Below are 11427 nucleotides of genomic sequence, written 5' to 3'. Positions count from 1 at the left end.
GGGGCTTCTCGCGCAGTTCCCCGCGCCCCTGAAAGGCCTCCGGCCTTTCGGGCCGAAAAAGCACGGGGCGCAGCCCCTGCTTTTTCAGGGGCGCGGGGAACTGCGCGACCAGCCCCCACCGGGCCGGCAGCTGGGGGTCGAAGGGGCGCAGCCCCTGGGTGATGGGACGGGTAGGGGCGGCGGGGGCGAAGAACCCGTGCACGGACAGCGCCCCGCGCCCCATAGGATTGGCGCCAAACCACACACACTCACCCCAGAGGATCGCTGCATGCCTGGCATCACGCGCGAGGAGGTCGCCCACCTCGCACGGCTGGCGCGTCTGGAGCTGAAGCCCGAAGAACTCGAACACTTCGCGGGCCAGCTGGACGACATCATCGGCGCGGTCGCCCGCGTCAGCGAGGTCGCCGACCAAGATGTACCGCCGACCTCGCACCCGCTGCCGCTGACGAACGTCATGCGCGCGGACGAGGTCCGTCCGTCGCTCACCCCCGAGCAGGCGCTTTCCGCCGCCCCGGCCCAGGAGCAGCAGCGTTTCAAGGTGCCGCAGATCCTGGGGGAGGACTGATCACGTCATGACCGACAGCATCATCAAGCTCACCGCGGCCGAGATCGCCGCGAAGATCGCCTCCGGCGAACTCACCGCCGTACAGGTCACCGAGGCCCACCTGGCCCGGATCGAGGCCGTCGACGAGAAGGTGCACGCCTTCCTGCACGTCGACCGCGAGGGCGCCCTCGCCCAGGCCCGCGCCGTCGACGAGAAGAAGGCCCGGGGCGAGAAGCTCGGCCCGCTCGCCGGTGTCCCGCTCGCGCTCAAGGACATCTTCACCACGGTCGGCATTCCCACCACCGTCGGGTCGAAGATTCTGGAGGGCTGGATCCCGCCCTACGACGCCACGCTCACCAAGCGCCTCAAGGACGCGGACGTCGTCATCCTCGGCAAGACCAACATGGACGAGTTCGCCATGGGGTCCAGCACCGAGAACAGCGCCTACGGGCCCACCGGCAACCCCTGGGACCTCACCCGTATCCCGGGCGGCTCCGGCGGCGGTTCCTCCGCCTCGCTCGCCTCCTACCAGGCGCCCCTCGCCATCGGCACCGACACCGGCGGTTCCATCCGCCAGCCGGCCGCCGTCACCGGCACGGTCGGCGTCAAGCCGACGTACGGCGCGGTCTCCCGCTACGGCATGGTCGCCTTCTCCTCCTCCCTCGACCAGGGCGGCCCCTGCGCCCGTACGGTCCTGGACGCGGCGCTCCTGCACGAGGTGATCGCCGGCCACGACCCGCTCGACTCCACCTCCATCGACGCCCCGGTCCCGCCGGTCGTCGAGGCCGCCCGCAACGGCAGCGTGGCCGGGATGCGCGTCGGTGTCGTCAAGCAGTTCCGCGGCGAGGGCTACCAGGCCGGTGTGGTCCAGCGGTTCGACGAGTCCGTGGCCCTCCTCAAGGAACTGGGCGCCGAGATCGTCGAGCTGGACTGCCCGTCGTTCGACCTGGCGCTGGCCGCGTACTACCTGATCGCGCCGAGCGAGTGTTCGAGCAACCTGGCCCGCTTCGACGGACTGCGCTACGGCCTGCGGACCGGTGACGACGGCACCCACTCCGCCGAGGCGGTCACCTCCCTCACCCGTGAGGCGGGCTTCGGCCCCGAGGTGAAGCGCCGCATCATGCTCGGCACGTACGCGCTCAGCTCCGGCTACTACGACGCGTACTACGGCAGCGCCCAGAAGGTCCGGACGCTCATCACCCGGGACTTCGAGAAGTCGTTCGAGAAGGTCGACGTCATCGTGTCGCCGACCACGCCGACCACCGCCTTCCCGATCGGCGAGCGCGCCGACGACCCGATGGCGATGTACCTGGCGGACCTCTGCACCATCCCGACCAACCTCGCGGGCAACGCCGCGATGTCCCTGCCCTGCGGCCTCGCGCCGGAGGACGGGCTGCCGGTCGGACTGCAGATCATCGCCCCGGCCCTGAAGGACGACCGTCTTTACAAGGTCGGCGCCGCCGTCGAGGCCGCCTTCGTGGAAAAGTGGGGGCACCCGCTCCTGGAGGAGGCTCCGTCGCTGTGAGCAACGCACTGTCCAAGGCCAAGGACTTCCAGAAGTCCAAGTCCGGTACGTACGTGTCCATCGCCACCACCGCCTTCGGCGCGTGGGGCATCGCCAAGCGGATCAAGAAGGCCCGCGCCGATCAGGACACGCTGCGGCTGATCGACGCGTCCGTGGCCGCCGTCGGCATCGTCACCGGTCTCGCCATCCTGTACCGCGAACTGAAGCGGCTGGGCGACGACGACGTCCTGCTGGGCTGAGAGGGAACCAAGACCGTGACCACCACGACCGACCTGGTGTCGTACGAGGACGCGCTGGCGTCGTACGACCCCGTCATGGGCCTCGAGGTCCATGTCGAACTCGGCACCAAGACCAAGATGTTCTGCGGCTGTTCGACCGAACTCGGTCAGGACGCCAACACGCAGACCTGCCCCACCTGCCTCGGCCTGCCCGGCGCGCTCCCGGTCGTCAACGCGATCGGCGTCGAGTCGGCGATCAAGATCGGTCTCGCGCTGAACTGCGAGATCGCCGAGTGGTGCCGCTTCGCCCGGAAGAACTACTTCTATCCGGACATGCCGAAGAACTTCCAGACCTCCCAGTACGACGAGCCGATCGCCTTCAACGGCTACCTCGACGTCCAGCTGGAGGACGGCGAGACCTTCCGCGTGGAGATCGAGCGCGCCCACATGGAGGAGGACACCGGCAAGTCGACGCACGTCGGTGGCGCGACGGGCCGTATCCACGGCGCCTCGCACTCGCTGCTCGACTACAACCGCGCGGGCATCCCGCTCATCGAGATCGTCACCAAGCCGATCGAGGGCGCGGGCGAGCGGGCTCCGGAGGTCGCCAAGGCGTACGTCCGTGAGCTGCGCGAGCTCATCAAGGCGCTCGGCGTCTCCGAGGCCCGCATGGAGATGGGCCAGATGCGCTGCGACGTGAACCTGTCGCTGCGCCCGCACGGCCGCGAGAAGTTCGGTACGCGGTCCGAGACGAAGAACGTGAACTCGCTGCGGTCCGTCGAGCGCGCCGCCCGCTTCGAGATCCAGCGGCACGCGGCCGTGCTGTCGTCCGGCGGGACGATCATCCAGGAGACCCGGCACTTCCACGAGGACACGGGGTCCACGACCTCGGGCCGCGTGAAGGAGGAGGCCGAGGACTACCGGTACTTCCCCGAGCCGGACCTCGTGCCGGTGGCCCCCTCGCGCGAGTGGGTCGAGGAGCTGCGGGCCGCGCTGCCCGAGCTGCCGCTGGTCCGCCGCAACCGGCTCCTCGCCGAGTGGGGCATCTCCGGCACCGAGATGCAGGCGATCCTCAACGCCGGGGCGCTGGACCTCATCGTCGCCACCATCGAGGCCGGGGCGGACGCCGCCTCCGCCCGCAAGTGGTGGATGGGCGAGCTGGCCCGCAGCGCCAACGAGTCGGGCAAGGCGCTGGACGAGCTGGCCATCACGCCGGAGCAGGTCGCCCGCGTCACCGAGCTGGTCTCGAAGGGCGACCTGAACGACAAGCTGGCCCGGCAGGTCATCGAGGGCGTCCTCGCGGGCGAAGGCACCCCGGACGAGGTCGTCGAGAAGCGCGGTCTGAAGGTCGTCTCCGACGAGGGTGCCCTCGGCACCGCCGTCGACGAGGCCATCGCCGGCAACCCGGGCATCGCCGACAAGATCCGCTCCGGCAAGGTCGCCGCGGCCGGTGCCCTGGTCGGCGCGGTCATGAAGGCCACGCGCGGTCAGGCCGACGCGGCCCGCGTCAAGGAGCTGATCCTGGAGAAGCTGGGCGTCAGCGAGGGCTGAACACGACGGCGGTTCTCCGCGTATCCCCGAGGGCGGCGCATCCCCGCGATGCGTCGCCCTCGGGCGTGCGTACGGCCGTGACGCAGGGCGACAGAGTGCCGTCGTTTGTCCTGTGAGGTGCCTCCCATCCCCTGTGAGGAGACCCTCAAAGGGGCCAAACGATCACATTGTGGTGCAACAGTTGGCGGGAATCGCTCACGCCTCCCCCCCCTCAGGAGCACGATCCGTGGCAGCCCTCGCCCGCTGGTGTGTCCGGCACCGTCTCGTCGCTGTCCTGCTGTGGCTTCTCGCCTTCGCCGGCACGGCCGCAGGCGCCACCCTGGCGGGAGCCGCGTACTCGAACGACTACAAGACCCCCGGTACCGAGTCCAGCCGCGCCACCGAACTGCTGAGCGAGGGCTTCCCGGGCGTCAGCGGTGACAGTGCCACCGTCGTCTGGCACACGCGCGCCGGGACCGCGGGCGTGCGGGCCGCCGCCGTCGAGCAGACCATGACGAAGGCCCTCGACGAGATCGCCGAGCTGCCGGGCGTCGCCGCCGTGACCGACCCCTACGACGCCGCCGACGGCGGCCGGATCAGCGAGGACGGCCGTACGGCGTACGCCACCGTCACCTTCGACCAGCCGGCCGAGGACGTGGACAAGGCGCAGGCCGAGGCCGTCGTCGACACGGCGAAGGCAGCCGAGGGCGACGGGCTCCAGGTGGAGCTGGGCGGCACCTCGATCGGGCTCACCGAGACCTCCGGCGGGCATCTTGCGGAGATCGTCGGTGTCCTCGTCGCCGCCGTCGTCCTCTTCCTCGCCTTCGGCTCGCTCGCCGCCTCGCTGCTGCCGATCGCCACCGCGCTCGTCAGCGTGGGCACCGCCTACGCCGGGATCACCCTCCTCGGGCACGCCATGACGGTCGCCGACTTCGCGCCCATGCTGGGCACCCTCATCGGTCTCGGCGTCGGCATCGACTACGCGCTGTTCATCGTGACCCGGCACCGCCGAGGGCTGAAGCGGGGCCTGTCCGTCGAGGAGGCCGCGCGGAGCGCCGTCGCGACCACCGGACGGGCCGTGGTCTTCGCCGGCGCCACGGTCTGCATAGCCCTGCTCGGGATGCTGATCCTGCGGCTCGGCTTCCTCAACGGCGTCGCGATCGCCGCCTCGCTCACCGTGGTCCTCACCGTCGCCGCGTCCGTGACGCTGCTGCCGGCCCTGCTGTCGTTCATCGGCATGCGGGCACTGAGCCGCCGCGAGCGCCGCCGCCTCGCCGAGCACGGCCCCGAGCCCGAACTGCCCACGGGCTTCGCCGCCCGCTGGTCCGCCTTCGTCGAACGGCACCCGAAGAAGCTCGGCGCACTCGCCCTCGTCGTCATGACCCTGCTGGCCCTGCCCACCCTCGGACTGCGCCTCGGCACCTCCGACCAGGGCAACGACCCGAGGACGACGACCACCCGCCAGGCCTACGACCTCCTCGCTGGGGGCACCTCCCGCTCGAGCGCAGCCGAGAGTGGGGGAGGCTTCGGCCCCGGCGTGAACGGCCCCCTGACCCTGGTCACCGAGGTCGACGGCGCCGCCGACAAGCTCGCCCTCGACAACCTCGACACCACGCTCAGGGCCACCGAGGGCGTCTCGGCGGTGACCCCGGTGACGTACGACACCGGCGGCGACACCGCGTACCTCACCGTCGTACCCGACTCCTCCCCGCAGTCCGCGAAGACCAGCGACCTGGTCGAACGGCTGCGCGACGACGTGCTGCCGCGCGCCGAGACGGGCACCTCCCTCGACCTGCACGTCGGCGGGGTGACCGCCGGCTACGACGACTTCGCGGACGTCATCGTCGGCAAGCTCCCGCTGTTCGTCGGCGTCGTCATCGGCCTCGGCTGTCTGCTGCTCCTGCTCGCCTTCCGGTCCATCGGGATACCGCTCAAGGCGGCCGCGATGAACGTGGCCGCCGTCGCCGCCGCGTTCGGCGTGGTCGTCGCGATCTTCCAGTGGGGCTGGGGGAGCGAGCTGCTGGGCCTCGGCCGGGCCGGGCCGATCGAACCCTTCCTCCCCGTGATCATGGTGTCGGTCCTCTTCGGGCTCTCCATGGACTACCAGGTCTTCCTGGTCAGCCGGATGTACGAGGAGTGGCTGGAGACCGGCGACAACCGGCGCGCGGTCCGCGTCGGCCTCGCCGAGACCAGCCGGGTGATCAACTCCGCGGCGGTCATCATGATCTCCGTGTTCCTCGCCTTCGTGCTCAGCGGCGACCGTGTGATCGCCATGTTCGGCATCGCGCTGGCCGCCGCGGTCGCCCTGGACGCCTTCGTCCTGCGCACGCTCCTCGTCCCCGCCCTCATGCACATGCTCGGCGGCGCCAACTGGTGGCTGCCCGCCTGGCTCGACCGCCGCATGCCCCGCATCAGCATCGAACCGCCCGAGACCCGCGCCGCCCATGAGAGGCTCGCGGACGTCCTGGTGGAAGACGTGGAGAAGGAGCGGCCGAAGGATGTACGCGATATCCCTGGGTGACGACGGAGCCCAACTGCGGCCCCTGGAGCCCTGGCACGCCGAGGAGTTCCTCGCCCACCTGGAGCGGGGACGGGACTTCATCAACCAGTACGTCCCCTTCGGCCAGACCGCCACGGACGCCGACGGCGCACGCGCCGTCCTCCAGCGCTACGCCGACATGCGCGCCGCCGACACCGGCTCCCTGCACGGCATCTGGCTCGACGGCAAGCTCGTCGGCGGGGTCCTCTTCCTCAACTTCGACGCGGAGAACGCCAACTGCGAGGTCGGCTGCTGGCTGGAGCCCGCCGGAACCGGGCGAGGGCTCGTCACCCGCGCCATGCGGATCCTCATCGACTGGGCCGTCGACGTCCGCGCCGTCCACCGGGTCGAGTGGATGGCCGCCTCCGGCAACACGCCGAGCCTGAACGTGGCACGGCGGCTCGGCATGGTCAGGGACGGTGTGCAGCGGGAGAGATATCCCCACCGGGGTGTCCGGCACGACTTGGAGATATGGTCCGTCCTGGCGCCCGAATGGCGTGCGGCACGCGCCCGCAGCGCTCACAAGGATCATTAAGAAACCTCTCAGACAACATTCGTACGGTGCGAGGTATGGGAACCAAGACAGTTGACGAGACCGGGGCCGAGACGGGCGCCGAGGCCAGGAACGACGAGGAGTCGGTGAACATCACCAAGGAGGACGTGGCGAAGGAGGATGCCGCGACGGAAGCCGAGGGCCAGACCCCGGCCGACGACTCCGAGGAGGCCGCGGAGTTCGACGAGGAGTTCCCGCCGGCCACCGCGAAGGCGACGCCGGGCGTCGGCCAGGGTGCCGCCGGCATCGTGTCCGTGGTCCTGGGCCTCGTCTCCCTCACCGGAGGCTGGGTCGGCACCGTCGCCTCCGCGCGTGAGGAGATCACCGGACAGCTGGAGATGCAGGCCGCGACGAACGCGACCGTCGCCACCCAGCTCCAGGCCGTCTACGGCGACGCCTGGCAGGCCTCCGCCCTGTGGGGCGGCCTCTTCGCGCTGGTCGGCCTGATCGTCGGCGTGGCCGTGCTGGTGCGGCCCGCGTTCGGCGACCCCGACCAGGTGCAGACGCCGTGGATCAAGTCGGTGGCCTGGGCCGGTGTCTCGGTCGGCTTCATCGGGCTGGTGCTGGCCGCCCTGAAGTACTCCGACCTCATCCTGGCACTGCCGAAGACCTGACCCGGACGCACGCCCGCCCGGACAGGGCGGACCGAGCGGCTTCTGAGGGGCCTTAGGCCCGTCGTAGGCATCCCTACGGCGGTTCTAAGGCCCCTCCCGCCTTTCAAGATGCGGAACTCTCCCGATGTGGCGCACCCCCCTCACGGACGAAGGTTGAGGCATCGCAGCAAGCGAGCCGAGACCGACTCTTCACGAGGGGTACGAGATGTTCGAGTACGAGCTCCAGCAGATCCGTTCCGCCGAGCTGATCCGCGAGGCCGAGCAGTACCGCCGCGTACGCGAGGCCCGCCGCGCCCGCCGCGCGGCCGCACACGACTCCACGACCACGTCGAGGTCCGCCTCGGGGGAGGGGGAACAGGACCCGGAGAGGAGCGTGTCAGGACACCGCCTGCGCCGTCTCCGCTTCCCGCGCGCCGCATGACAGGGACCGCCGGCCCAGCCGGCGCGGGAACGGTCCCCGAGGGGGACGATCGCCTCCCGTCCGCCCGGGGGCCGCGGATAATCGGTGCCCGCGTGTCCCAGGGCCGTGCGATGCTCGGCGCTGTGGAGACCAGGTCCGTCAGTCCGGTGTTCGTGGGTCGTGCCGACGAACTGAACGTGTTGCGCGAGGCATTGACCCGCGCCGATGGAGGCGCCGCACGCTCGGCGCGGAACGGAGGAGAGGGGAGCGGCGGCCCACAGGCGCTGCTGCTCGGCGGTGAGGCCGGGGTCGGCAAGACCCGCCTGGTCGAGGAGTTCACCGGCGAGGCCGCGCGCGGGGGCGCGGTCGTCGCCCTCGGCGGCTGTGTCGAGATCGGTGCCGACGGCCTGCCCTACGCACCCTTCTCCACCGCGCTGCGCGCCCTGCGCCGCCGCCTGCCCGACGAACTGGCCGCCGCGGCCGCCGGACAGGAACAGGAACTGGCCCGCCTGCTGCCCGAGTTGGGCGAGACCCCGCGCGCACGGCACGACGAGGAGGGCACCGCGCGCCTCTTCGAACTCACCGCCCGCCTGCTGGAACGCCTCGCCGCCGACCGCACGATCGTCCTCGTCCTGGAGGACCTGCACTGGGCCGACGCCTCCACCCGCCACCTCCTTGCCTACCTCCTGCGTACGCTGCGCACCGGCCGCCTCGTCGTCCTCGCCACCTACCGCTCCGACGACATCCACCGCCGCCACCCGCTGCGCCCCCTCCTCGCCGAACTCGACCGCCTCCGCACGGTCCGCCGCGTCGAACTGCCCCGCTTCAACCGCGCCGAGGTCGGTCACCAACTCGCCGGCATCCTCGCCACCGAACCCGAACCGGAGCGCGTGGACGAGATCTTCGACCGCTCCGACGGCAACGCCTTCTTCGTCGAGGAACTCGCCGTCGCCGCCCACGACGGAGGCTGCCCCGGCCTCACCGACACCCTGCGCGACCTGCTCCTCGTCCGCGTCGAACGGCTCCCCGAGGACGCCCAGCGGATCGCCCGCATCGTCGCCGAGGGCGGCTCCACCGTGGAGTACGCCCTGCTCGCCGCAGTGGCCCGGCTCCCCGAGGACGACCTCATCGAGGCCCTGCGGGCCGCCGTCGGCGCCAACATCCTGCTCGCCGCCCCCGGCGGCGACGGCTACCGCTTCCGGCACTCCCTCGTCCGCGAGGCCGTCAGCGACGACCTGCTGCCCGGCGAACGCTCCCGCCTCAACCGCCGCTACGCCGAGGCCCTGGAGGCCGACCCGTCCCTCGTCCCCACCGACAGCCGCGCCACCCGCCTGGCCAGCTACTGGTACCACGCCCACGACGCCGCCAAGGCCCTCCCCGCCGTCCTCGACGCCTCCGCCGAGGCCCGCTCCCGGCACGCCCACGCCGAACAACTACGCCTCCTGGAACGGGCGATGGAGCTGTGGGACGCCGCCCCCGAGCCCGTACGAGCCGCCCTGCGCCCCGTCGACTACACCGAGGTCTACCCTCCCTGCGGCTGCGACCCCGCCACCACCCCGCTGCGCTACCTCGACCTCATGGCCGAGGCCGCCGTCGCAGGGCGGCTGTGCGGAGAGCGGGAACGGGCCATGCGGATCACCCGGCGCGCACTGGACCTCCTCGCGGACGGCGGCGACCCGCTGCGCACCGCCTGGTTCTGGGTCCAGCGCTCCATGCTCACCGAGGGCCTCGCCCGGGGCGACGGCTGGAGGGAACTCGCCACCGCCCAGGACCTCGTCCGCGGCCTTCCGCCCTCCGAGGTGCACGCCGAGGTGCTCTCCCGGGTGGCCGGCTGGTCCATGCTCCACGCTCCCGGCCCCGACGCGCTCTCCGACGCCCAGCGTGCCGTCGACTACGCGCGCATGGTGGGCGCCGAGGACATCGAACTCAACGCCCGCCTCACCCTCGGCGGCCTGATGGTCGATGCCGGTGACGTCGACACGGGCATCACCGTGATGGAGGAGGTCCGCCACCGCTCCCTCGAACGCGGCCCCGCCGTCGTCGTGGGCCGCTCCTATATCAACATCCCGTCCTGCCTGGAGGGCATCGGACGCTCCCAGGACGCCGTGCGCCTGCTGAAGGAAGGCATCGACGTCACCCGGCGCCGGGGCCTGCTGGAGTCCGAGGCCTGGGTGTGGGGCAACCTCGCCGAGTCCCTGCTCTCCCTGGGCCGCTGGGACGAGGCCCTGGAAGCGGTGACCATGGCCCAGAAGGTCGTCTCCAGCCAGAAACCTCGAGGCCTCAGCACCCTCATCCACGCCTTCATCGCCCTCTCCCGCGGCGACATCGCCGAGGCCCGCGGTCACCTGGCCGCCGCCCGCGGCCACTACGGCCACCACAACCCCACGCCCCAGAACGATCTGCCGCTCTCCACTCTCGTGCTTGGCATCGCCGCCGCCGAGGACCGCCTCACGGACGCCCGCGCGGAACTGGCCCGCGCCCTGGACACCGGCTTCTCCGTCGGAACCCAGCGCTACGCCTGGCCCCTGCTCCTCGCCTCCGCCACCGCCGAGGCCGACGCCCGTGCCCTGCCGGCCGCTGGGTCCGGCCGCGCCGAGGTCCTCGACCGGATCTTCACCGCGGTCAAGAGGCTCACCACCGGCTCACCGATCTGGCTCGCCCACGAGTGCTGGGTGCGCGCCGAACTCCAGCGTGCCGAGGGGACCCTGGCCCCGGACATCTGGTCCGACGTCGTCACCGCCTTCGAGCCCCTGGAACGGCCCTACGACCTCGCCCGCGTCCGGCACCGCCTCGCCGAGGCCCTGCTGGCCGAGGGCACCGGCGACGAGGCCCGGGACCGCGCGACGGAACTGCTGCGGCTGGCGGCCGCCGTCGCCGACCACCTCGGCGCCCGCCCCCTCGCCGACGAGGTCGCCCTCCTGGCCCGCCGGGCCCGCCTCACCCTGAGCCGCGCCCCCGAGCCGGCGCTCACGCCCGCCGATCCCGTGGCCGCCCTCGGCCTCACCGACCGGGAGGACGACGTCCTCCGCCTGGTCGCCGCCGGCCGCACCAACCGCCAGATAGCCGAGGAACTCTTCATCTCCCCGAAGACGGCGAGCGTCCACGTCTCCAACATCCTCGCCAAGCTCGGCGTCTCCAGCCGTGGCGAGGCGGCGGCGGTGGCCCACCGGGTGGGACTGGCTCCGACGGGGGCCGGAGAACGGCTGGCAGCGGGATGATGGAAGGGAGGACCACCGAGGCTCCGCTGTTCGACCGGGACCGACCGCCCGCCGCCTCGTGGCCCTGGGGGAGGGAACACAGTGTTCAACGCCTTCGAGGAACTGTTCGCACCTGGCCGCAAGCACACCCGTGACGAGGAGAACCGGCTGGCACTGACCCGCGAGGACGTCGGGGACAACGACCCAGGACGCGGACCGATAGACCTCGCGTCCGGGAAGGTCGTCATACGCCCGCCCGAGCCCGTGGACAAGGAGGCCGAGTCGGACACGGCGGCCGAGGAGTAGG

General features: G+C 71.6%; 11 protein-coding genes. 10 read left to right on the top strand and 1 reads right to left on the bottom strand.

The window, feature by feature from the left end; translation table 11 throughout:
* Nucleotides 1-202, bottom strand: a 202-nt coding sequence (locus tag P1P70_RS13790) for a hypothetical protein (protein ID WP_319237124.1), incomplete at its 3' end; no start/stop codon positions are given.
* Between the two features lie 66 nt (nucleotides 203-268).
* Here P1P70_RS13790 and gatC point away from each other — a divergent pair.
* The 10 genes from gatC (at nucleotide 269) to P1P70_RS13740 (ending at nucleotide 11426) form a co-directional block, all read left to right on the top strand.
* Entirely contained in the window at nucleotides 269-565 is a 297-nt protein-coding gene (gene gatC, locus P1P70_RS13785; protein ID WP_005480000.1) for an Asp-tRNA(Asn)/Glu-tRNA(Gln) amidotransferase subunit GatC, read from the top strand.
* 7 nt (nucleotides 566-572) lie between these two features.
* Nucleotides 573-2069, top strand: a complete 1497-nt coding sequence (gatA, locus tag P1P70_RS13780) for an Asp-tRNA(Asn)/Glu-tRNA(Gln) amidotransferase subunit GatA (protein WP_319237123.1) — start codon at nucleotides 573-575, stop codon at nucleotides 2067-2069.
* Entirely contained in the window at nucleotides 2066-2308 is a 243-nt protein-coding gene (locus tag P1P70_RS13775; RefSeq protein WP_239757415.1) for a hypothetical protein, read from the top strand. The genes gatA and P1P70_RS13775 overlap by 4 nt, the downstream gene beginning before the upstream one ends.
* 15 nt (nucleotides 2309-2323) lie before the next feature.
* Nucleotides 2324-3838 carry an Asp-tRNA(Asn)/Glu-tRNA(Gln) amidotransferase subunit GatB gene (gene gatB, locus P1P70_RS13770; protein WP_319237122.1) on the top strand — a complete coding sequence of 505 codons (1515 nt, stop codon included), beginning with the start codon at nucleotides 2324-2326 and terminating at the stop codon, nucleotides 3836-3838.
* A gap of 226 nt (nucleotides 3839-4064) precedes the next feature.
* On the top strand, nucleotides 4065-6338 hold the full coding sequence (locus P1P70_RS13765; RefSeq protein ID WP_319237121.1) for an MMPL family transporter: 2274 nt from the start codon (nucleotides 4065-4067) through the stop codon (nucleotides 6336-6338).
* On the top strand, nucleotides 6316-6891 hold the full coding sequence (locus tag P1P70_RS13760; protein ID WP_319237120.1) for a GNAT family protein: 576 nt from the start codon (nucleotides 6316-6318) through the stop codon (nucleotides 6889-6891). Before P1P70_RS13765 ends, P1P70_RS13760 begins: the two co-directional genes overlap by 23 nt.
* Before the next feature lie 35 nt (nucleotides 6892-6926).
* Complete coding sequence (locus tag P1P70_RS13755; protein WP_319237119.1) at nucleotides 6927-7523, top strand: hypothetical protein; 597 nt, start codon at nucleotides 6927-6929, stop codon at nucleotides 7521-7523.
* Between the two features lie 205 nt (nucleotides 7524-7728).
* Nucleotides 7729-7944, top strand: coding sequence for a hypothetical protein (locus P1P70_RS13750; RefSeq protein ID WP_319237118.1), 216 nt, complete (start codon nucleotides 7729-7731; stop codon nucleotides 7942-7944).
* Nucleotides 7945-8054: 110 nt separating this feature from the next.
* Entirely contained in the window at nucleotides 8055-11141 is a 3087-nt protein-coding gene (locus P1P70_RS13745; protein WP_319237125.1) for a helix-turn-helix transcriptional regulator, read from the top strand.
* An 81-nt stretch (nucleotides 11142-11222) separates the two neighbouring features.
* A complete protein-coding gene (locus P1P70_RS13740; protein WP_319237117.1) occupies nucleotides 11223-11426 on the top strand; it encodes a DUF6191 domain-containing protein in 204 nt (67 codons plus the stop codon).
* The last annotated feature ends 1 nt before the right edge of the window (nucleotide 11427 follow it).

It is taken from the genome of Streptomyces sp. MB09-02B, from assembly GCF_033794485.1.
Lineage (GTDB): Bacteria > Actinomycetota > Actinomycetes > Streptomycetales > Streptomycetaceae > Streptomyces.
This window is presented reverse-complemented; position numbering and strand designations above follow the sequence as displayed.

Excerpts from the sequence above, each read along its gene's own strand:
- gatA (WP_319237123.1), top strand. The coding sequence starts at position 573 with ATGACCGACAGCATCATCAAGCTCACCGCGGCCGAGATCGCCGCGAAG.
- P1P70_RS13760 (WP_319237120.1), top strand. The coding sequence starts at position 6,316 with ATGTACGCGATATCCCTGGGTGACGACGGAGCCCAACTGCGGCCCCTG.
- gatC (WP_005480000.1), top strand. The coding sequence starts at position 269 with ATGCCTGGCATCACGCGCGAGGAGGTCGCCCACCTCGCACGGCTGGCG.
- P1P70_RS13745 (WP_319237125.1), top strand. The coding sequence starts at position 8,055 with ATGCTCGGCGCTGTGGAGACCAGGTCCGTCAGTCCGGTGTTCGTGGGT.
- P1P70_RS13750 (WP_319237118.1), top strand. The coding sequence starts at position 7,729 with ATGTTCGAGTACGAGCTCCAGCAGATCCGTTCCGCCGAGCTGATCCGC.
- P1P70_RS13755 (WP_319237119.1), top strand. The coding sequence starts at position 6,927 with ATGGGAACCAAGACAGTTGACGAGACCGGGGCCGAGACGGGCGCCGAG.